This is a genomic window from Streptomyces canus (assembly GCF_041435015.1).
In the GTDB taxonomy this organism is placed as follows: domain Bacteria; phylum Actinomycetota; class Actinomycetes; order Streptomycetales; family Streptomycetaceae; genus Streptomyces; species Streptomyces canus_G.
In genome coordinates this window covers 10,325,486-10,345,158 of sequence record NZ_CP107989.1, presented here as the reverse complement: position 1 = coordinate 10,345,158, position 19,673 = coordinate 10,325,486, and the positions used below count along the sequence as shown (strand labels likewise).

The following is a 19,673-nucleotide window of genomic DNA, read 5'->3' as shown; positions in this document are numbered from 1 at the left end:
CAGCCGCCGGGTGTGCGGTTACGGGGTCATGTAGGGGTCCTGGCTGATCAGGTGGGACTTCAGACCCTCGCCGATGCCAGGTTCCGGGGTGCCCGCCCAGTCCTTGATGAGCACGGCGCCAGTGCTGCAGCCCCATGGGTTCCACGTCCACGCGAGATAACCCATACTGTGCGCGTCAGCCCAGTCCACCAGCCGCTGCATGTAGTCGAAGCCGCAGTTGTCCTGGCCGAACTCGCTGATGACGACCGGTACTTGTTGTGCGAGCGGCGCGACCTGAGTGTCCCAGCAGGATTCGGTCGCACAGGCGTTGAAGCTGTACGAATGCCATGACGCGGCGATGTTCTTCAACGGGTCGGCCGGCATGTGCGTCAGCCACTCGCGCATGTCGTTGGCCCACTCCAGGCCACCCAGCATGAGGACGTTGGTCGCGCCGGTGGCACGGACCGCGTCGACCAGGTCCTGCATGCCGGCCGTCTCATAGGGAAGGCCCGTGCAGGTACCGCCGTCTCGCCAGCACTGCCAGCCGACGGTCTTGTCCCAGTCGGCGGCGATCTCCGGGTACGGCTCGTTGAACAGATCGAAGACGACGGCATCGTTGCCCTTGAAGGCGTTGGCGACACCGGTCCAGAACTGGGTGGCGTACTGCGCGTCCGGCATCGGTTTCTGGCAGGTCGCGGTGGCGTCCTTGCAGTGCCAGTCCGGCCCGTTGGTGTAGGCGCCCCGCGTCCAGTGCAGGTCGAGGATCGGGGTGATGCCATTGGCCACCAGCAGGTTGACGTAGTCTCTGACGCCCTGCTGGTAAGTGGTGCCATTGGGCGAGCCGTTGATGCCGAGCCAGCATTCCTCGTTCAACGGCAGGCGTACGGCGTGGATGTTCCAGGTCTTCATCGCGTCGACGGAAGCCTGGTCGACCGGGCCGCCGTCCCACAGCCCCTTGCCCTGCACACAAGCGTATTCACCGCTGGAGCGGTCCACGCCCAGCAGCCGGTACGGCTTGCCGCTGGCGGTGACGATCTTGTTGCCGGAAACCTTCAGTTCCGGGGCCGGACCACTGGGACCGCTGGTCGGAGTGGTGGTGGGGCTGGGGGTCGGGGATGTCACCGAGCCGGTACAGGTCACGCCGTTGAGCGCAACCGATGCGGGTTCCGGATTGGCGCCCTTCCACGCACCGGTGAACCCGATGGAAGCCGACCCGCCCGTATCCAGCGCCCCGTTCCAGTCGAGGCTGGCGGCGGACACGTGGGTTCCGGACTGTGTCCAGGTGGCACTCCAGCCGTTGGTGACCTTCTGGTCGGAGTTCGGGAAGTCGAACGTCGCGGTCCACGTTCGCACGGGGGAGCCGAGATTGGTGATGGCCAGGTTCGCTGTGAACCCTCCCGGCCATTCGCTCTGCACCTTGTACGCGACCGAGCAGCCGGTGGCGGCTGCCGATGCGGGCAGGGTGGCGGCTGCAAGGCCAGTCATGATCAGTGCACCGGCGGCGCCGGTGGCCATTAAGGCGTGACGACGTTTCACCTGATCTCCTCGTTGCTGTAAGGGATCGATGGGCTCTATACCCAGCTGATCGACAGGCTGGTGAGCCGGGCCCAGGCCGAGGGCTGCACCTGACCGGTCCACCAGGCGGGCGCTGCGCGCCGTACGGATCAAGAAATCAACAACTGTCGCGCGTTCAAGTCCCGTCCTCCCGACGGATCCCACGCGGAGTCAGCAGCCGATCGGTGAGGAGCCCAGGGCCACGTCGTCGAACCAGAGAGTGTCGTCCCCGGTGCCGTAGCTCTCCCACCCCAGGCGCAGGCCCGTGGGGCGAGGCGGGGTCCTACGGGCGAGCCACTGCCCGTCGACGTCCTGGGTCGGCACCCCGTCCACGTGCAGTCCGGCGACCTCCTGGTCGTCGACCCATGTGCGCATGGACTGGGCGGTGGTGTCGATCTGGAACCGCAGGCACAGCCACCGGCCGGTCGGCAGCGGCGTGCTGAGCGCGACCCCCGCCGGGCTCTGTTCCGGCAGGGTCGCATCGTCACTCTCGCGGTTCCACTGCAGCGCGCCGTTCTGCCCGCCGACGCGCAGTGCCCTGCCGCCCTGTGAGGCGTCCGGCATGGATACGAAGGTGACGTGGCTGGTGGGCAGGGCGGTGGTGTGCCGGACCCGCATGCGTGCGTACACCACAGGCCCGACGGAGGACAGATCGCGGGTGGAGGCCGCGAAGACGTGGTTGCAGTAGCCGACGCCGCCGTCGACGCGCAGCGACCTGGTGCCGCTGTAGGCGACGGACGTGTCGACGCTGACCTTCCCCGTGCCCTGGCAGTCGGGTGCCGTGGTCTGCCAGGGGCCCGAGGGCACGGTGCCGGTCTGGTCCTCGAAGTCGGAGCAGATCGTAGCCCCGGCGCATTCGGCCGACGCCGTGGCTGTCGCGGTCGCTGTCGGTGAGGCGGTCGCCGTCGGGGTGGGACTCGCGGTTCCGCCGCACGGCGTGCCGTTGAGGGCAAAGGCGGTGGGAGCCGGGTCGACGGTGCGCCAGGTGCCCTGGAGCCCGAAGTCCACGGACCCCCCGGCGGTGAGCACGGCATTGTGCGCGACGTTCACGGCGGTCACCCCGCTGCCCGACTGGGTGACCTGCGCGTTCCAGGCGGACGTGACCTGCTGGTCGCCGCCGTAGGTCCACTCCAGCCGCCAGCCGTTCAGGGCGGCGCCGAGATTCGTGACGCGGATCTGGGCGGTGAAGCCGCCGGACCATTCGTTGGTGGTGTACGTGACCGTGCAGCCCGTCGCCGCGCCCTGTGCGCGCGATGTCGCGATGGCGGGAAGGGTCACCGCCACCACGGTCAGCACCAATGCCCAGAGCGGCAGGCGGTGGCGGTGGCGGCGCACGCCCAATGAAGTCATGGCCATGATCAATCTCCGGGAGTCAGGACGCGGTGCAGGAGAGTGTGCCGAGGTCTCGGTCGTCGCCGCTGAGCGTCATCCCCCAGGTCGTCGACGCGCCCGGTGCCAGCGAGCCGTTGTACGTGGCGTTGTGAACCGTGGTGGCGGGGAGGGACGGATCCACCACCGCGTTCCAGCGGTTCGCCACGGTCACACCGCCCGGCAGGGTGTGGTGCACCGACCAGCCGGTGACCGGCCGGGACCCGGTGTTGGTGACCGTGACGTCGGCCTGGTATCCGCCCTGCCATGAGCCGGTCAGCTTCCACTGGGCCGTGCAGGCGGTGTCGCCCGAGGGGCTCGGCGCGGGAGTGGGAGATGGCGTCCCTCCAGAGCTGTCGGTGGTGTAGGGGACGGCGGTGTAGTCCTGCGGGCAGCCTCCCGCGCAGCCTGACGGCAGCGAGAAGGAGTACGTTCGGCTGCCGCCCAGCCAGGCGTCGGCCGCGTCGCGGATCCGTATCGTGAAGCTGCTCTGACCGGAGGCCGTCGCGCCGATGACGTAGGACTGCCCCATGTCGCTGTTCATCGTGGCATCGGTCCAGGTGCCGTTCGCCAGGTACTGGACGCCGTGGATGCCGTCCGGCAGATGGGAGACGGCGATGGCGGGCCAGTACCGCTGGGCTCCCCTGAGGAAGCCGATACGGATGTCACCGCTGTAGTCCGGGGCCGGGACGAAGCTCCAGGAGACGTGACGGTTGTTCCAGTGGTCCGGGTACATCGTCCCCGCTGGGGTGCCGCCGATCCGGAAGCGGTTGAGGGAGTCGGTTGCCAGGTCGAGGTGGTTGGGGTCGTCCCGGCACCAGGCGTTGGAATCGGCGCAGCTGTCCGCGACGAGCATGTTCAGGGTGGCCCCGTTGTACTTGTCGGCCACCCAGGAGCCGTTGCGGCAGAAGGGCTGGCCCGGGGCGCCGTCATTGGAGCCGGTGCAGTAGTCCCCGATGGTGACCTTGACCCAGCGGCCGCAGTTGCGGCCGTTGTCGAAGACGCCTTTGACCGAGGCGTTCGAGTCCGGCACCGGGCGGGGGTAGGTGCTCGCGTAGTCGCCGGGTGTGTTGAACACGTTGAGCGCCACGAAGTCCTGGCTGTCCAGTTCGCGCTGCGGCAGACCGCAGCCGCCGTAGGGGCTGCCGAGCGCGGCGAAGTGGGTCGCGTTGCCCAGGACCTCAGTGGCGGCGGTACTCGCCACGGGCGGCTGGGCCGCCGCGGCCACGACGGGCAACGCGGCGCAGCAGAGCGCTGCCAGCAACGTGGCGGTGCGCTTTCGGGCGGGCGAGCGGAGGGTCGAAAGAAGCTGCATGGGGGGATCCGCCTTCTTCGTGACGGGGCGCCGTGACGTTCGTATGGGAGTCCTCTCGGAGGGAGGGGAGTGAGCGCTGGAACACCTCACCCATGGGAGCGCTCCCACAATCTCCGTATCCGGGGACTGTAGAAGAGGGCCATGCCCCTGACAAGGGGGTGGGGGCCGAAGGCATGCCGGTTCGCGGCACCACCAGCGCCGCTTGTGCCACAACAACTCCAGCACGCGCTCGTCACAAGGGATATCCCGGGGCCGGGTGGTCGCGGAGCCTTTCACCCGAGATGCAAAGACCCCGCAGGCCTGACAGGCCCTGGCCGAGGCATCCGCCGTGGCCAGACCGCCAGCGCACCCGTGCCGAAGACCGCATCCGCGCCGCCCGGGCCACCGGCCTGCGGAATCTCCCCCTGCACCGCACGACCCAGAACCGGATCTGGCTGGAGATCGTGCAGATCGCGCTGGACCCGCCGGCCTGGATGCCGATGCTCGCACTGACCAGCAAGACCAGACTCGCCCCGCCGCCTGCGGCTCCGCCCGTTCACCACGGCCGGGCAACGCGTGACCACCGGCCATCGGCGTATCCTCCGCCTGGCCCGGCACCGGCCCTGGAGCAACCACATCACCGCCGCCCTCGACCGGCTCAACCAACTCCCCGGACCCAGTCTGACCAATGGATGCCCCGCCCCTTCGACAGCACCTCAACACCCAAAGCAGTGGAATCCGGCGCCATCCCGAGGCGACACTCGGGTCTTCAGCCTGCGCAGCCCCAGCCCATGGCACGAAAACGGTCCACCGACTCCCTCGGCGGACCGTCACGAAATTTCGAGGCTCACGGAGTTGGCCTCCCGCACCGCGTGGCCTGCCGAGTGCTGGGGGTGAGCGAGTCGTGGTTCTACAAGTGGGTCAAGGATCCGGTCACGAAGCGTCAGGAGCGCCGCCAGCAGCCGGGCAGCCTGCTCGCCGTCGAGGTCCTTCGCCGTGGCCACCCTGCGCCGCTGGTGGGACGGGGAGGGAAGGCACCGCTACCCACGTGCCGCCCGCCTGTTGATTACCGCGGACGCCGGCGGATCCAACGGCTACCGGGTCCGCGCCTGGAAGAGCGAGCTCGCCGCTTTCGCCCACGAGAGCGGTCTGGAGATGACCGTTTGTCACTTCCCGCTGAGTACTTCAAAGTGGAATAAAATAGAGCACCGACTGTTCTCCCAGATCAGCATCAACTGGTGCGCCAGGCCCCTGACCTGCCATGAAGTCGTGGTCAGCACTATCGGTGCGCCCCGAACTCGCACCGGGCCGGCCGTCCACGCCGAGCTCGACCCCGGCGCTTACCCCACCGACGTCGTCGCCTCCGACGGCGTCATGGAGCGTCTGCCGCTCAGCCCGCCACGAGTGGCACGGCACCTGGAACTACACGCTCCGCCCCGCCGGACTCGCCCCACAAGCCGCCAAGAAGCCAAGAAGCCAAGAAGCCACCGAAGTTCGGGCGCTTCCCGGCTGGCGACAAGACCCCCGCCTGGCTCGCTCACCCTAGCCTCACCGGCCTGGAACCAGCCGCCTGGGCCGAGCTGGTAGAGCGCGACACCCTGCCGCTTGCCGTCCTCCGCGCCCGAGAGCTGGGCGCGGGCCAAACAGGAACGGTTGGCCCGAAACCTCCTCTCCGGGTTGGGCAGAAGGGCCGTTCGGCCTCTGCGAAGCCGTATCGTCCCTGTCCCCCGTACCCTTCATGGTGTCCACGGCGCCCCATGGCGGGCGCCAAACCACTGGAGGCAACACCACGTGCTGATTGCTCAGCGTCCGTCCCTGACCGAAGAGGTCGTCGAGGATTTCCGCTCCCGGTTCGTGATCGAGCCGCTGGAGCCGGGCTTCGGCTACACCCTCGGCAACTCCCTCCGCCGCACCCTCCTGTCGTCGATCCCCGGCGCTGCTGTCACCGGCATCCGCATCGACGGCGTCCTGCACGAGTTCACCACCGTGCCGGGCGTCAAGGAGGACGTCACCGACCTGATCCTCAACATCAAGCAGCTGGTCGTCAGCAGCGAGCAGGACGAGCCGGTCGTGATGTACCTGCGCAAGCAGGGCCCGGGTCTGGTCACCGCCGCCGACATCGCGCCCCCGGCCGGTGTCGAGGTGCACAACCCCGACCTCGTCCTCGCCACGCTCAACGGCAAGGGCAAGGGCAAGCTGGAGATGGAGCTCACGGTCGAGCGTGGCCGCGGTTACGTCTCCGCCGTGCAGAACAAGCAGGTGGGCCAGGAGATCGGCCGTATCCCGGTCGACTCCATCTACAGCCCCGTGCTCAAGGTCACGTACAAGGTCGAGGCGACCCGTGTCGAGCAGCGCACCGACTTCGACAAGCTGATCGTCGACGTCGAGACCAAGCAGGCCATGCGTCCGCGTGACGCCATGGCGTCGGCCGGTAAGACCCTGGTCGAGCTGTTCGGTCTCGCCCGCGAGCTCAACATCGACGCCGAGGGCATCGACATGGGCCCGTCCCCCACGGACGCCGCCCTTGCCGCTGATCTCGCCCTGCCGATCGAGGAGCTCGAGCTCACCGTTCGGTCGTACAACTGCCTCAAGCGTGAGGGCATCCACTCCGTGGGCGAGCTCATGGCGCGCTCCGAGGCCGACCTGATGGACATCCGCAACTTCGGTGCGAAGTCCATCGACGAAGTCAAGGAAAAGCTCGCCGGCATGGGCCTCGGTCTCAAGGACAGCCCGCCCGCATTCGACCCGACCGCCGCCGCCGACGCCTTCGGCCCGAACAGCGACACGGACGCGCATTTCGTGGAGACCGAGCAATACTGAACGCTGCACGGCGCTGGGCGTATAGACACTTGGCCGTCCTGGTCGTCGACCAGGTTGATCTGCCGGAAGGCACGGGTAGGGCACCCACTGGCCCGTCAGAACGGCGTATGCGCCATCTGCGGTCTGCTGGACGACAACGGGCTCACCCTGTCCATTGATCATGACCACACCTGTTGCCCGGGCCCCGCTACGTCCTGCGGTGGATGCGTCCGCGGCTTGTTGTGCACCGCATGCAACCACGGCCTCGGGAAGTTCCGGGACGACCCTGCGCTCCTGCGCGCCGCATCCGTGTACCTGGAGCGAAGCCGCGCCGAGTAACCCCGCCAGTACTCGTATGTGCGCTCAGGCGTCCAGGGTGCGACGATGGTGTGCACGATGAATTGCGTCGGCCGTATGGCCGGCTGATCGTCGCTCTCGGGCTGGAGCTCCAGTTTCTTCGCGAACGGGCACCAGGACATCAGGCGTCACCACCTGTCGGCGGCGTGTAGCCCGACAGGGTCTGCGCTACAGCGGGGGCGAAGTTGGCCGTGATCAGCGCGTCGTACGCGTTCTTCTTCTGATCTGTCTGCGCCGCCTCGACGTCGGCTTGCTGCTGCGCGTGAGCCGCCTCGATCGCCGCCTTCTTCGTGGCGTACTCGGCCGCCGTCAGCAGCGTCACGCCTTCCGGATGCTCCGGGTCGGCTGCCGTCGTGACCCGCTCGGCGATCGAGCCGTCCGGGTACTCGTAGTAAAAGGTCTGGTCTGCCATGACTGCGGCTCCTGTCAGTTGAACTGGTTCGACCAGACCCAGGCGCGAATCGACTTCTGAATTTTGGTGATCGTCGCGCCGCCGCTGCCGCGACCGGCCTCGACGTTCATCGTGATCGTGCGCGTCTCCCCAGGGTTGAGCGTGAAGACGCTGAGCTTGTTGTCCTGGGAGTGCGTGTTGAAGATCGTCCCGTTGCCCTGGTTGCCGAAATAGTTCATGTCGTCGCCGTCGATACCGGCCATGGCGCCCGAGTTCGGCGGCAGCACGAAGTCCAGGTCGACTTCACGGAACAGCAGCCCGATCGCCCTGCGGCAGAGATCGGGGTTCGTGATATCGACGGAGACCGTGTCAATCACCGCCTGCTCCGCAGCCGGCACCCGAAGCGGGGTGCTCAGAAGCGTGGTCGCCTGGTTTCCCTGGAAGTCCGCCCAGTACGGAGGGTCGGCGCGCAGCTCGTCTGTTGCCGGATCGCAGTACACGCTTCCGGCGACCGTGTCGAGATCGCACGCGTACGGCCAAGTGCCGACGTGCGCGGCGAGGGGAGCTGCTGCGGTGCCGTCACCGGTCAGACCGCAGCCGGTGACGGGCGGCTTGGCACTGACGACATAGGGGTTGGACGTGCTGCCGTTGCCCTCGACTTCCGTGCCGGGGCCGGCGGTCACAGTGCAGGTACACCGGCGGCTGCATCCGCATCCGGACAAGGTCACTCCCAAGTGGAGAGAGCTTGCCCGGCCCAGAACAACGGGAGTGTAAATCTAACGGCGGATACGACGATCATGGGCGAGACGTCAAGTGACTGACACCGCCGTGGAGTTGAAGACCGAGGAACCTGTCGAGAGTGCCCCGTTGGGGCAGCCTGCGCCCGTGTCTGACGAGCAACTGGTCGCGATGCTGGTGGAGCGGGCTCGGTCGGAGGGGCTGCAGCTGACCGGGCAGGGCGGGCTGCTGCAGCAGCTGACCAAGCGGGTCCTGTGGTCGACACCACGCCGCGCTTGGTCGGGTCGCCGTCCCCACCGACCACGACTGGCTTCCCGCGTAGCTCCGGGTGATGCAGTTGCTCGACGGCGGCGAGGAACTGGTCCATGTCCACGTGCAGCACCCACTCGCTCACACCGGCAAGGATTACCCCATCGGGAGGCGCTTCTTGGCTTCCTCGTAGAGGTCGGACGGTAGCGGGCCCTTTTCCGCGATGGCGATGTTGCCCGCCAGGTGGGCCGGGTTCGCGGTGCCGACGATCGTGGTAGACAGGCCGGGGTGGCTGAGCGTGAAGCGGAGGATGAACTCCTGCTTGTCGATGCCTGCCTGGTCGATGAGGTCCTCGATGCCCGACGTCTCCCAGTTGCGCTGGCCGACACCCGGCTGCTGGGCGAGCGGACCGACGGTCCAGTTCTTCTCCTGCGACGCCGCGCCGCGTGCGGCCCCGCCGCGGATGAGTGTGCCGGTGCCCTTGTCCGCCGCCTCGGTAATGAGGTTCTCGTGATCGCGTTGCACGGCCGAGTAAGGGATCTGGAAAGCGTCGAAGACGTTCATCGCGAGGTGGTCGGGCAGGTTGGGCAGGATGCCCGACATGCCGATGAAGCGGACCTTGCCCTCGGCCTGTAGTTCCTTGAGCATCTCGACGGTGCGGTTCTCTTCGAGCGTGGCCCGGCTCGGTGACATGTGCACCTGGACCAGGTCGAGGCGATCGGTCCGGAGCCGGCGCAGCGACTGCTCGACGTCGGCGCGGACGTTCGCCTGGCTGTAGTCGTGCGGGTAGGGCGGCGGCGTGTCGACGGGCGGCTCGATCGGGCAGCCGCACTTGGAGGCGAGAAAGAACTCGTCCCTGCGGTGGGCGAGGTGCGTGCCGATGAGCTCTTCGCTGCGGCCGTAGTCGGGCGAGGTGTCGATCAGGTTGATGCCGCCGTCGAGGACCGCGTTGAGCAGCCGGCCGACGTCCTCGTCGGTCAGCTCTGGCCCTCTGCGCAGCCCGCCCAGTTCCATAGCGCCGTAGCCGAGGATGGTCACGTCCGTGTCGGTGTGCCCGAGGGCACGTGTCGTGATCGCCATGCCGCAAGTGAAGCATCATTCATCTTTTGTCAAATGGTCCCGGAGGGCTCCATGACCTCACCCCGACCGCTGCGTGCCGACGCGGCCCGCAACCGCGCCCGGATCATGACCGCGGCGCATGAGCAGATCACCGAGCACGGGCCCGAGGTGTCGATGGAGCAGATAGCCGCTGCTGCGGGCGTCGCGGTCGGAACCCTGTACAAGCACTTCCCGAACAAGAGCGACCTGGTCACAGCCGTGGTCGCCACCTCGTTCGAAACACTCGCCGACGACGCCGAAGAGTGCCTGCAACGCGAGAGCCAGGGTTCACCCGCCATGGCGGAGCTCACCGGCTTCCTCAGCCGCGTGATGGACACCGTCGCCCACAACCGCGCCGTCAAAGCAGCCGCGTACGCGCTCGGCGCCGACCACGCAGCCCACCCCGCCAAGCAGGAGGTGGAGACCCGCGTCACCCAGGCTCTCGGTCCACTCATCCGCACCGCACAAGCCCAGGGCGGTCTGCGCGCCGACTTCACCCTCGACGACCTGTACCTGATGCTCTCCACCCTCCCCGCCGACCAGCCACCCACCGCCCGCGCCCGATGGCTCGCCCTCCTGCTCACCGGGCTCACCGCCCACTGACCGACCGCGGGGGTACGCCGCCGTCGCGGCCATCGCCGGGACGCCCTCTACGACCGCCCCGCCTGCCGACAGAAGGCGTACCGGGCCCGCCGACGGGCCGCCGAGCGGGTCCGCGAAGCCGTAACGGCCCCGGCCGGTGTGACGACTCGCGGAACCAGCTCCGGGGCTCTGGCCGGCACGGACGCCTAGGTCAAGATGGTGGCGACCACGACGCGCCGCCGTACGACATCACTCGTCGTCGGCAGCGTCCTTGTCGCGCAGCGGGCGCATACCGCCGGGCAGCTCGGGCAGCTTGAACGAGTACCGGCCCAGCATGTTGATGTGCTGTCGCACGAACGGCGAGAGGCGGGCGACATCCTCGTCGCGGACGTCGAACCCGTCCGCCCGCAGCTGGTTCACCGCGGCGTCCATGTACCTCGTGTTGAAGAGGAAGACGGCGTTGAGGACCAGGCCGAGCGCGCCGAGCTGGTCCTCCATGCCGTCCTGGTAGCGCTGGTAGAGCTGCCCCGAGCGGCCGTGGAAGATCTTCCGGGCGAGTGCGTGGCGGCCCTCCTGGAGGTTGGCCTGCGCCTTGATCTGGCGGCGGTAGCCGGGCTCGTCGGCCAGCCGCAGGATGTGCAGGGACTTGGCGATCCGCCCGTAGTGCGCGATCGCGTCCCCCAGCGGGGCCGGCCGCCCGTCCCTCGACAGCATCCGGATCACGTCATACGCGCGCACCGCGCCGGTGTGGAGGGAGCCGATGATCCGCAGAATGTCCTCCTCACTGCCGCTCGATCCGGGCGAGGTCGACCCGGCCGCGGGCCACTTCCTGGAAGGCGCCGTAGTCGGCGGTGCGGTCGATGCGCCACATCTTCTGGTCCGGCAGGTCAGCGAGCTGCGGCGCGTACGCGAACCCGGCCAAGGTGAGGAGTCCGAAGACGATGTCGCTGTACGAGGCGGTGTCTGTGACGATCGTCTCCGGGCGCTTGCCGCCGTCGCGGTCGTAGAGGACATCGAGCACGTACAGGGAGTCGCGCGGGGTGCCGGCCACCACCTTCCCGCCGAGCCCCGCCGCCTGGCCGTTGATCATGTTGAGCCAGGTGGCGCCGCCCCGGCGCCCGAAGTACTTGGGGTTCGGCCGGGCGTAGACCGAGGGGACGGGGACGACGAACCGCATGCCGTCCGCGGAGGCGACCAGCCCGCCGCCCCATACCTGCGCGAGGCCGATGGACGCCTGGTGTGTGATGAGGGTGGCGTTCGCGGCCCGGTAGGTGGCCAGCCGCAGATACGTCTGGTCGACGTGCGACAGCCTGCCGTACTTCAGCTCGTCGATCCCGCCGATGACCGGCGTGTAGCCGACGTTGCAGCCATGCGCGACCAGCAGCGCGGCGACCGTCACGTGCAGGTCCTTGAGCCGGGCCTCGCCGCCGGTGATCGAGGTGAAAGCCTGGTCGGCGCCGGTCCACGAGAACACCTCCAGCAGGACCTCCGGCAGGTCGACGCGGGGCATCATTGCCTCCACCGTCTTCCGCAAGTCCAGGAGAGAGGCAGGTTCGGGCTCCGGTTCCAGGGCGGCGAAGTGCAGGCGGCCGCCGTCGTCGAACACGATCTGGGAGTTCGCCGGCATCCGCCCGGCGACCTCCCGGTATGTGCCGTCCAGCAGCGCGGCCCGCGCCGCCAGGTACTCACCCGCCTCGCCGGGCAGGTTCAGGGAGGCCAGCACGGTCGGGCGGACCTGCTCTCATGCCTCGCCGTCCAGCAGCTTCGCCCGCGGGTCGCCCCACTTCGAGGAGTTCTTCGCGAACACCTCCCGCCGACGCAGCAGCCGGTGGAAGGACTCCAGCACGCAGAACACGTACGCCTTCCAGTCGACCGTCCCCGGCTCCATGTGCGGCGCGGACAGGACCAGCCGCCGCCACGAGCCGGTCAGCAGCGACGTGTCGATCTCATCTGGGCTCACCTTCTTGCGCCCCATCAGGTCTGGCAACGACTGCAGCGCCTTGAGGACCGGCAGGCCCTCCGGGGTGGCGCCGAAGTCGACGACCTGGACGAGGAGAGCCAGGAACGGCCGTACGGTGGGGAACCGGGTGACCAGCATCGTCCGCCATGCCTCGCCCGCGTCCGAGTCGATCGGCGGCGCCAGCTCGAACAGCGCGGCGATCGCGGCGGCCAGCTCCTCGCGCGGCACCACCTCCTCGATCCGCTCCCACATCGCCGTCAGCGTCGCCACCTCCGGCGGACTGATCTCCCCGGACTCGGTGTCGACCTGCTCGCTCGTGGTGTCGAACACGACCCGGAACGCGGTCGCCAGCCTGATCCCGGCCCGCTCCATCCTCGGCAGCGTCTTCAGCTTCTGCTTCGCAGTCTCCCGCTCCGCCCGCGCGAGCAGCACCTCCAGCAGATCCAGCGCGTCATCGACCGCCCGGGACGTCAGGTAGACCGCGGTGGCCAGCAGGGTGGCCAGGCGCCGGGAGTCGCCGTGGCGCCGCAGCAGGGACGCCTTGCCCTCCACGTCGTACCGCGACAGCTCCGCCTACCGCCGCGGCGGTATCCCCGACACGTCCAGCTCGCCCATCCCGAACGCGTCGATCTCCGCCGCCCGCTCAAGCGCCCACTTCATCTGCGGCCCCGAGATCCGAACCGGACCGCGCCGCAGCCGGTCCAGCTCCGACACCCGCGCACCGAGCGGCACAGTCAGCAGCGAGTCGAGCACCGCCCGCTGACCGGTGTTCAGCAGCCCGTAGAGGCTGTCCCACAGCCGCTGGTTCGCCGCCTCCCGCACCGACGCGACCAGCCGGGCCAGCGTTGTCACACCGGGCAGCAGCACCCGCCGCTCACGCAGCCACCCCACCGACGCGTCGAACAACGCCTTCGGGCCCTCCCCGGTCGTCCAGGCCCGCGCATCCACCCACACCCGCAACTCGGCTTCCGCCTCGGCGAACTCCGTGTACTCCAGGACCTTCCGCAGCTCACGGACGTGGGTCAGCCGGGTGTTCTCCCGTTCCCCGTACGCCTTCAGTGCCGACGCGTCCGCGATGCCGAGCTGCTCGGCGAGGTAGTCGACGACCTCCGGCGGAACGTCGGTCGGGTCGTCCAGGAACACCCCGAGATAGCGCGCGGTCGTGAGCTGGGCCGCGAAGCCCAGCCGATTGTGGGACCGCCGCTTGCTCTCGATCAGCTCCCGGTCCGCGTCGTCCAGGAAGAAGAACCGCTCCAACTCAGTACGGGACGGCGCCCCGTCGTACGCCGCGTACACGGCGGCTTGTGCATCCGTCAGAAACTTGACCGGCACCCCGGACCTCCACACAGTCAATGATCAACACGACTGCTGAAGGCTCCGCCCTCGAAGAAGTCCAGGTCAAAGCGCTCTCAGGTACGCGGGAGGCTTAGCGCCGGTTTTTCGTTCCGATGTATCAACCCCCGAATCGAGCGGCGGCGGGTTCGGCAATGGCGGTGCGGAGGGCGTCCGCCAGGCCGCCTTCCCAGGACTCGAGAACGGCGTCCTTGGAGTCGAAAGAGGAGAAGAAGGTGTGCCGCGACACGTCGGCGGCCGCCGCGATCATGTCCAGCATCGTTGCCTCGAAGCCGTTGGCAAGAAACACACGCATGCCGGCATTCGCGATGCGCGGGCGCGTCTCCCGCCGTTTCCCCGGGCCGGGCCGGGCGATGTGCAACCGGCGCTTCACAAGTGCTACCGGCCCGGCCGCTCGGGCTCCATCCGGAAGCAGACCAAGCGGGTCTTCGCGGCGGCCGTGCGCAGCTCGTCGTCGGTGGGCTGCCGGTCGCCCGGGAGGCCGAGCATCAGCCCCTTGGCGGCCTTGGGTCCTTTGCGCCGGCCGAACTCACCCAGCAGGGCGGCGACTTCCTCAGGGTCCTCGACGACCGTCGGGACGGCGGCGTGGTCCTGGCCCCGGATGCGCAGGCGGACGGCGGACCCTTGGCGCATGCTGGGGATCCAGCTGAGCTGGGAGGACATGGCGAGCACCGTGCCGGGATCCCAGTCGAAGTAGCCGATGGGGACCGTGAATTGGCGACCCGTCCTGTGCCCCTTGTACGTGAGCAGCATCAGGCGTCCGCTCAGCGGTTTGTGGAAGCGGGAGGCGAGGAGCGGCCGTACGACCTTGTTGGCGGCTCGGAAGATCTTCACCATGGGTGGCCTGGCCGTGTTCGCCGCGGGCGTGCCGGAGGTGCTCACCGGATGCCGCCGGGGGCGGTGTGGACGATCTCGGCCTGGTCGCGTTTGGTGTAGGCGTCCCAGTAGTGCTCGGCGATGGTCTCGGGCTCGGTGCCGGGACCGCTGCCGATGTACACCCCGATGGCCACGTGTGCGGCGTGCACCCCGTGCTCGGCGAGGTCGATGCCCAGGGCCATGGCGTAGTTGCGCAGGGCCGCCGCCGCGACGCCGATGCTGCCGAACGCGCCGCCGGTCGGCCGGATGGAGGAGGCGCCCGTGGAGAACAGCAGGGTGCCGCTGCGGCGTTCGAGCATGGCGGGCAGCACCTGACGGACCGCGGCGACCGCTCCGTACAGGTAGTAGTCGAGCTGCTTGTGGAGGTCCTGCGCCGTGGCGTCGACGGCGGCGGCGCCGGCGAACGTGGGGTCGGCGGGTGAGTACTCCAGTACGTCGACGGCCCCGAACCGGTCGGCGACCGCGGCGAGCGCCGACTGCAGCGAGTCGGGACGCGTCACGTCCGCGGCGAAGCCCGCGGCCTCGATGCCCTCCTCGGCGAGCCGCGCGGCGAGCGCGTCGAGCTTGTCCTGGGTCCGGGAGACCAGGGCGACCTGGAAACCCTCCCTTCCGAAGCGGCGGGCGATGGACAGGCCCAGGCCGGGGCCTGCCCCGATGACGGCGATGATGGGCATGGGTGGTGCTCCTCCGGTTCGGACGGGCTGGACGGATGAGGGGCACCTCCCGCCACGACAGCGGCCAGGACTGAAAGTCGAGGGCAGCCTCACGTTCTGGAGCGTAGCAGAGAAGATGAGGCACCCCTCCGGTTGGTAGGCTGAGAGACATGGCCATCGACCCTCCGTCCGCCTCCGCCGAAAACCCGGCCCCTGCCCGCCCCCTGCGGCGCGACGCGCAGCGCAATCGCGAGGCCCTGCTCACCGCGGCCCGCTCCTGCTTCGCCGAGCAGGGCCTGGAGGCACCCCTGGAGCAGGTGGCCAAGCGGGCCGGGCTGGCCATCGGCACGCTGTACCGGCACTTCCCCACCCGGCTGGACCTGGTGCAGGCAACCTTCGCCGAGAAGCTGGCCGCCTGGCGGGAGGCCGCCGAGAAGGCCGTCACCATGGACGACGCCTGGGCGGGGCTGTGCCACTTCCTGGAGACCATGTGCGAACTCCAGTCACAGGACCGGGGGTTCAACGACCTGGCCTCCATGCGGTTGCCGGAGAGCGCCTGCCTGGCGGGCGCCCAGACCCGCATCCGCGAACTCGGTGTACACATCGTCGAGCGTGCGCAGGAGCAGGGCAGCCTGCGCCCCGACCTCACCCCCGAGGACCTTGCCTTCGTCATCTGGTCGCACAGCCGCGTCACCGAGGCCACCCACGCCATCGCCCCAAACGCCTGGCGCCGTCACCTTTACCTTCTGCTCGACGGCTTCCGAACCGACCGCGCCCACCCGCTGCCGGCGCCGCCGCTCACCGGGGAGCAGCTGTACCGCGCCATGATCAGCCTCGGCGGAAACGGGGCCTGCGGCGCCTGACCGTCGGGACGCGTCATTGCCTCAAGGCGCCGCGGGGAGCCCCTTCCCGGCGACCAGGCCGAGCCGGTACGCGTTCCGTCCCCGCGACACCGAGCTCGTGGAGGCATTTGGTCACCTCCGCGTGCACCGGCGACACGGCGTGCGTCTCGAAGGCCACCTCCTCGGCGAAGCGTTCGCACATCCAGACCACGTCCGGGTCCTCGCTGCTGACATGCATCAGGCAAAGCGGTGCCCGGCTCCTTCTCCACCTGCCCGAAAATGGGCTGCAGGGCGGCGATGAGCTCATCGCAACGTCCCGGTTCCGCGACGAGATTGGCGAGGTGTCCCTTGACCGCGGCGGACGCCACGACGATCTGACGCCCTCGTCGCGCCGGCCGTGCCTGTGCTCGGCCTGCAGACCGCGATGCCGTCCATCAAGGTCGTACCGAAGGAGGACAGTTCACGGCAGGGATTCCTCGAGGTCCTCATGTCGTCGGTGTTGGCGTCGGCTCCGCCGAGGACGACGGCGGTCCGTCCGTCCCGGCTGACGCCGGCGCCCGGCTGCGGCGGCACGACCTCGCCGATCCGGCAGTCGGCGCTCAGTTCCCGGGTGACTTCGGCGATCACCTTCCGCACGGACGCGTCGGTGACCTTGTGCCCCTTCGAGCTGACGACCACCTGGATCGCCGACGAGGCTTTCTGGCCGAAGTGCTCCTGCGCCAGCTCGCGCACCAGCACCGACTCCGAGCCGTTGCTCTGCCGGCCCGCCCCCGACAGCACTGAGGTGACCTGCGGAGCGAAGGCACCGAGCACACCCACCACGAGCAGCCAGCCGATCAGTACGTGCCCGAAGTGCCCGGCGGTCCAGGCACCGAGCCGGCCCAGCGGTCCCGGTCGGCCCGGCGGCGGGGCGTCCGGCGCGCGCTTCGGCGCCTGGGATGATGTGTAGTGCGCAGCGGACACCCGCAGAGGAGGAAGGGCTCTGCGGCTCCGGTCCAAGGCCGGTAGGTTCGAAGGCGGAGTGGTCGACGCTCCGGGTCGGCCGTACCGCCCCGTTCCCCGGAAGGAGTCCCCGTGAAGTCACCGCCCGGCGACGCGACGGTCACGGTCGAGCCGGCCAGGACCGGAAGGCCGCGCGTGACCTCGAGGGCCGAGCTGGAGCGGATCGGGTTCGAGCTGTTCGCCCGTCAGGGCTTCGACGACACCACGGTGGACGACATCGCCGCGGCCGCGGGCATCGGCCGCCGTACCTTCTTCCGCTACTTCTCCTCCAAGAACGACCTGGTCTGGGGCGACTTCGAGGAACACCTGCTCAGGCTGCGCGAGCTGCTGGCGGCGACTTCCACGGACGCGCCGCTGGTCGACGCGCTCCGCGAGGCGGTCGTCGAGTTCAACAGCTTCGATCCCGTGGAGGTGCCCTGGCACCGGCAGCGCATGGAGCTCATCCTGCGGGTGCCGACGCTGCAGGCGGATTCGACCCTCCGCTATGCCTCGTGGCGGGCCGTCGTCACGGAGTTCGTCGCGGCACGCACGGGCCTGCCCCCGACGGACATGGTGCCCCGGCTGGCCGGCTACTCCCTCCTCGCGGCGGCCATGGCGGCGTACGAGCACTGGCTGAGCGAGCCCGGAACCGAGCTGTCGCGTCTGCTCGGCCGGACCATCGAGCAGGTGGGCGCGGGGCTCGGCACGGTGCGGACGGCCCCTCCCCCGCCCCGCGACGCCGCCTGCTGATCTCGCCCCCGTCAGTCCGGGCCGTGCCGCATCGCACGGGCCACGAACTCCCCGATGAGGACCGCGGTGGCCGCCGGGCCACGCAGCGGAGCCGTGGGCAGGATCGAGGTGTCCGCCACCCGGAGCCCGCTCAGCCCGTACAGCCTGCCGTAGCCGTCGACGGCCGCTCGGGCATCGTCCGCCGGGCCCATGGGGACCGTTCCGCACGTGTGCTGAGCCGTGCCGAGCCCGGCCCGGATCCAGCGGTCGAGCCGACGGTCGTCGTCGAGGGTCGTGGCGTCCGGGTCCACCAGGCCCGACGCCACCTCGCCGAAGGCCGCGGTGCCGAGCAGGGCCGCGGTGACGCGGACGGCTTCACGCATACGGCGCCGGTCGCCGGCCGTGCGCAGATAGCCGTAGTCGATGTCCAGTGGGTCCGCCGCGTCCGCCGACCTCGTTCGCAGGCGGCCGCTCGTGCGGGGCGTCTGTACGGAGACCAGGAACGCCAGCGGGGCACCTGCCACGCTCGTGCGTCCGGTGGTCAGGCCGGCCATCGGGACGAGTGACTGCAGGATCTCCAGGTCGCCCGGGTGCGCGCCGTCGGACGAGGACACGTGCAGGGCGCCTCCGAGCCAGGATCCCACGGGGTCGGCCACGTCACCGCGGGGCGCCCACTCCAGCACCACCTGGGGGTGATCGCTGAACCGCGCTCCGACCGCGGGGGCGTCCAGCACGACGGGGATGCCCGCCCGCGTCAGCGCCGCACCCGGGCCGATTCCCGACCGGTGCAGCAGGTGCGCGGAGGCGAAGGCTCCCGCACAGAGCACGACCTCGCCGGCCTCCAGTACCTCGAACCCACCGTCGTGTTCGACGACGACTCCGCTCGCCCGGCCATCGCGGACGACGACCCGGTGAACCGGACAGTCGCCCGTCACCGTGAGGTTGGGCCGGCCGAGGGCGCCCAGGAGATGGCTGATGCCGGTGTTGACCCGCAGACCGTCCACCGTGTTCGTCGGAACCGGGCCGAAGCCCGGAACGTCCTGCGCGTTCTTGTCGGGCTCGTGCGGCAGGCCCAGTTCGCGGGCGGCGTCACCGAACGCCGCGGCGGCCGGATGCCTCAGGTCCGTGCGCCGGATCCGTACCGGTCCCCGGTCTCCGTGCACGGCGTCGGCGCCGTGGTCCAGGTCGGTCTCCAGGCCGCGAAGCAACGGCAGCATGCGGTCGTACGACCAGTCCGCCCCGCCCGCGGCCGACCAGCGGGCGAAGTCCTCGCGCCGGGCCCGTACGAAGTAGCCTCCGTTCACGGTGGTGGAACCGCCGAGTACGCGCCCCCGCGGTACCGAGTAGGGCCGGTCCGGGGTGAGGCGGACCGGGTGGTGCGAGACCGCGGCGCACTGCGCCTGCGCACCGGGGACGAGCCGGGCGTCCAGCAACTGCGGTGGGAAGTCCGACAGTTGACGCGGCACCGGTCCGGCCTCCAGCAGCAGTACCAAGCGGCCGGGGTCCTCGCTCAGCCGCGCCGCCAGCGCGGCACCGCTGGCGCCGGCCCCCACCACGACGACATCGGGGCGCCGACCAGGGCCGTTCCTCGGCATGGCGCACGACCCTTCCGTTTTGACACCGGGTGCCATTAGCCTCACGGTACAGGAACCCGCGGCACCGGGACCGTCCGGTCGACCGGATCGCCGCGGCCGTCGAGGAGGTTCGCATGAGCCCGCTCCACTCCCTGCCCCCGCAGGCCGCCCCTGTTGCCGACGCCGAGTCCGGCGCCGGGGACGTTTTGGCCCCCGAGTCGCTGATCGAGGAGGACGACCTCATCGAGGAGGTCTCGATCGACGGCATGTGCGGCGTCTACTAGGCGAACGGGGAC

The 19,673-nt window shown here is 69.6% G+C and carries 17 protein-coding genes and 5 pseudogenes; 9 read left to right on the top strand and 13 right to left on the bottom strand.

What is annotated here, in order from left to right; all coding sequences use genetic code 11:
* Positions 1–18 precede the first annotated feature (18 nt).
* The 3 genes from OG841_RS47220 to OG841_RS47210 form a co-directional block, all read right to left on the bottom strand.
* Positions 19–1,494: a cellulase family glycosylhydrolase gene (locus OG841_RS47220; RefSeq protein ID WP_371571040.1), complete on the bottom strand. Its 1,476-nt coding sequence runs from the start codon at positions 1,492–1,494 to the stop codon at positions 19–21.
* Between the two features lie 210 nt (positions 1,495–1,704).
* Complete coding sequence (locus tag OG841_RS47215) at positions 1,705–2,883, bottom strand: cellulose-binding domain-containing protein (RefSeq protein ID WP_371571038.1); 1,179 nt, start codon at positions 2,881–2,883, stop codon at positions 1,705–1,707.
* A gap of 22 nt (positions 2,884–2,905) precedes the next feature.
* A complete protein-coding gene (locus tag OG841_RS47210) occupies positions 2,906–4,216 on the bottom strand; it encodes a cellulose binding domain-containing protein (protein ID WP_371570475.1) in 1,311 nt (436 codons plus the stop codon).
* Positions 4,217–4,554: 338 nt separating this feature from the next.
* Between OG841_RS47210 and OG841_RS47205 the strand changes: the two are divergent.
* From OG841_RS47205 to OG841_RS47190, 4 genes and pseudogenes are all read left to right on the top strand, one after another.
* Positions 4,555–4,873 (top strand): annotated as a pseudogene (locus OG841_RS47205) (transposase); the annotation flags it as partial.
* A 309-nt stretch (positions 4,874–5,182) separates the two neighbouring features.
* Positions 5,183–5,787, top strand: a pseudogene (locus OG841_RS47200) (ISAzo13 family transposase); the annotation flags it as partial.
* Positions 5,788–5,986: 199 nt separating this feature from the next.
* Positions 5,987–7,015, top strand: a complete 1,029-nt coding sequence (locus OG841_RS47195) for a DNA-directed RNA polymerase subunit alpha (protein ID WP_371570472.1) — start codon at positions 5,987–5,989, stop codon at positions 7,013–7,015.
* 54 nt (positions 7,016–7,069) lie between these two features.
* Positions 7,070–7,333 carry an endonuclease domain-containing protein gene (locus tag OG841_RS47190; RefSeq protein WP_365121421.1) on the top strand — a complete coding sequence of 88 codons (264 nt, stop codon included), beginning with the start codon at positions 7,070–7,072 and terminating at the stop codon, positions 7,331–7,333.
* A 139-nt stretch (positions 7,334–7,472) separates the two neighbouring features.
* Here the strand turns inward: OG841_RS47190 and OG841_RS47185 are convergent, their stop codons facing one another.
* Entirely contained in the window at positions 7,473–7,763 is a 291-nt protein-coding gene (locus OG841_RS47185; protein WP_365121424.1) for a hypothetical protein, read from the bottom strand.
* A 14-nt stretch (positions 7,764–7,777) separates the two neighbouring features.
* The gene (locus OG841_RS47180; protein WP_328635713.1) at positions 7,778–8,425 is read right to left on the bottom strand and encodes a hypothetical protein; all 648 of its coding nucleotides are present in this window, start codon (positions 8,423–8,425) and stop codon (positions 7,778–7,780) included.
* Between the two features lie 145 nt (positions 8,426–8,570).
* On the opposite strand from OG841_RS47180, the pseudogene OG841_RS48705 reads away from it, so the two are divergent.
* Positions 8,571–8,741: pseudogene (locus OG841_RS48705) on the top strand (IS256 family transposase); the annotation flags it as partial.
* A gap of 43 nt (positions 8,742–8,784) precedes the next feature.
* Here OG841_RS48705 and OG841_RS48700 read toward each other — a convergent pair.
* Together OG841_RS48700 and OG841_RS47170 are read right to left on the bottom strand one after the other, a co-directional pair.
* Positions 8,785–8,847 (bottom strand): annotated as a pseudogene (locus OG841_RS48700) (hypothetical protein); the annotation flags it as partial.
* Between the two features lie 38 nt (positions 8,848–8,885).
* Positions 8,886–9,809: an aldo/keto reductase gene (locus tag OG841_RS47170; RefSeq protein ID WP_328635714.1), complete on the bottom strand. Its 924-nt coding sequence runs from the start codon at positions 9,807–9,809 to the stop codon at positions 8,886–8,888.
* Positions 9,810–9,860: 51 nt separating this feature from the next.
* Here OG841_RS47170 and OG841_RS47165 point away from each other — a divergent pair, with 51 nt between their 5' ends.
* On the top strand, positions 9,861–10,430 hold the full coding sequence (locus OG841_RS47165) for a TetR/AcrR family transcriptional regulator (protein WP_328635715.1): 570 nt from the start codon (positions 9,861–9,863) through the stop codon (positions 10,428–10,430).
* 228 nt (positions 10,431–10,658) lie between these two features.
* On the opposite strand, the pseudogene OG841_RS47160 reads toward OG841_RS47165, so the two are convergent.
* From OG841_RS47160 to OG841_RS47145, 4 genes and pseudogenes are all read right to left on the bottom strand, one after another.
* A pseudogene (locus OG841_RS47160) lies at positions 10,659–13,701 on the bottom strand (Tn3 family transposase).
* Positions 13,702–13,822: 121 nt separating this feature from the next.
* Positions 13,823–14,017, bottom strand: a complete 195-nt coding sequence (locus OG841_RS47155; RefSeq protein ID WP_328635716.1) for a helix-turn-helix domain-containing protein — start codon at positions 14,015–14,017, stop codon at positions 13,823–13,825.
* Positions 14,018–14,100: 83 nt separating this feature from the next.
* Positions 14,101–14,604 (bottom strand): hypothetical protein, encoded by a 504-nt coding sequence (locus OG841_RS47150; RefSeq protein WP_365121431.1) that lies wholly within the window; start codon positions 14,602–14,604, stop codon positions 14,101–14,103.
* Positions 14,601–15,272 carry an SDR family NAD(P)-dependent oxidoreductase gene (locus OG841_RS47145; RefSeq protein ID WP_365121433.1) on the bottom strand — a complete coding sequence of 224 codons (672 nt, stop codon included), beginning with the start codon at positions 15,270–15,272 and terminating at the stop codon, positions 14,601–14,603. Before OG841_RS47145 ends, OG841_RS47150 begins: the two co-directional genes overlap by 4 nt.
* Before the next feature lie 149 nt (positions 15,273–15,421).
* On the opposite strand from OG841_RS47145, the gene OG841_RS47140 reads away from it, so the two are divergent.
* On the top strand, positions 15,422–16,114 hold the full coding sequence (locus OG841_RS47140) for a TetR/AcrR family transcriptional regulator (RefSeq protein ID WP_328635719.1): 693 nt from the start codon (positions 15,422–15,424) through the stop codon (positions 16,112–16,114).
* Positions 16,115–16,396: 282 nt separating this feature from the next.
* Here the strand turns inward: OG841_RS47140 and OG841_RS47135 are convergent, their stop codons facing one another.
* On the bottom strand, positions 16,397–17,056 hold the full coding sequence (locus tag OG841_RS47135) for a hypothetical protein (RefSeq protein ID WP_328635720.1): 660 nt from the start codon (positions 17,054–17,056) through the stop codon (positions 16,397–16,399).
* 111 nt (positions 17,057–17,167) lie between these two features.
* Between OG841_RS47135 and mftR the strand changes: the two genes are divergently transcribed.
* Positions 17,168–17,824, top strand: coding sequence for a mycofactocin system transcriptional regulator (gene mftR, locus OG841_RS47130; RefSeq protein ID WP_328635721.1), 657 nt, complete (start codon positions 17,168–17,170; stop codon positions 17,822–17,824).
* An 11-nt stretch (positions 17,825–17,835) separates the two neighbouring features.
* On the opposite strand, the gene mftG is transcribed toward mftR, so the two are convergent.
* Positions 17,836–19,398, bottom strand: a complete 1,563-nt coding sequence (mftG, locus tag OG841_RS47125) for a mycofactocin dehydrogenase MftG (protein WP_328635722.1) — start codon at positions 19,396–19,398, stop codon at positions 17,836–17,838.
* A gap of 113 nt (positions 19,399–19,511) precedes the next feature.
* Here mftG and mftA point away from each other — a divergent pair, with 113 nt between their 5' ends.
* Entirely contained in the window at positions 19,512–19,661 is a 150-nt protein-coding gene (gene mftA / locus OG841_RS47120; protein ID WP_266586864.1) for a mycofactocin precursor MftA, read from the top strand.
* Positions 19,662–19,673: the final 12 nt, after the last annotated feature.

Excerpts from the sequence above, each read along its gene's own strand:
- OG841_RS47220 (WP_371571040.1), bottom strand. The coding sequence starts at position 1,494 with ATGGCCACCGGCGCCGCCGGTGCACTGATCATGACTGGCCTTGCAGCC.
- OG841_RS47215 (WP_371571038.1), bottom strand. The coding sequence starts at position 2,883 with ATGACTTCATTGGGCGTGCGCCGCCACCGCCACCGCCTGCCGCTCTGG.
- OG841_RS47210 (WP_371570475.1), bottom strand. The coding sequence starts at position 4,216 with ATGCAGCTTCTTTCGACCCTCCGCTCGCCCGCCCGAAAGCGCACCGCC.
- OG841_RS47185 (WP_365121424.1), bottom strand. The coding sequence starts at position 7,763 with ATGGCAGACCAGACCTTTTACTACGAGTACCCGGACGGCTCGATCGCC.
- OG841_RS47170 (WP_328635714.1), bottom strand. The coding sequence starts at position 9,809 with ATGGCGATCACGACACGTGCCCTCGGGCACACCGACACGGACGTGACC.
- OG841_RS47165 (WP_328635715.1), top strand. The coding sequence starts at position 9,861 with ATGACCTCACCCCGACCGCTGCGTGCCGACGCGGCCCGCAACCGCGCC.
- OG841_RS47155 (WP_328635716.1), bottom strand. The coding sequence starts at position 14,017 with ATGCGTGTGTTTCTTGCCAACGGCTTCGAGGCAACGATGCTGGACATG.
- OG841_RS47145 (WP_365121433.1), bottom strand. The coding sequence starts at position 15,272 with ATGCCCATCATCGCCGTCATCGGGGCAGGCCCCGGCCTGGGCCTGTCC.
- OG841_RS47140 (WP_328635719.1), top strand. The coding sequence starts at position 15,422 with ATGGCCATCGACCCTCCGTCCGCCTCCGCCGAAAACCCGGCCCCTGCC.
- mftG (WP_328635722.1), bottom strand. The coding sequence starts at position 19,398 with ATGCCGAGGAACGGCCCTGGTCGGCGCCCCGATGTCGTCGTGGTGGGG.
- mftA (WP_266586864.1), top strand. The coding sequence starts at position 19,512 with ATGAGCCCGCTCCACTCCCTGCCCCCGCAGGCCGCCCCTGTTGCCGAC.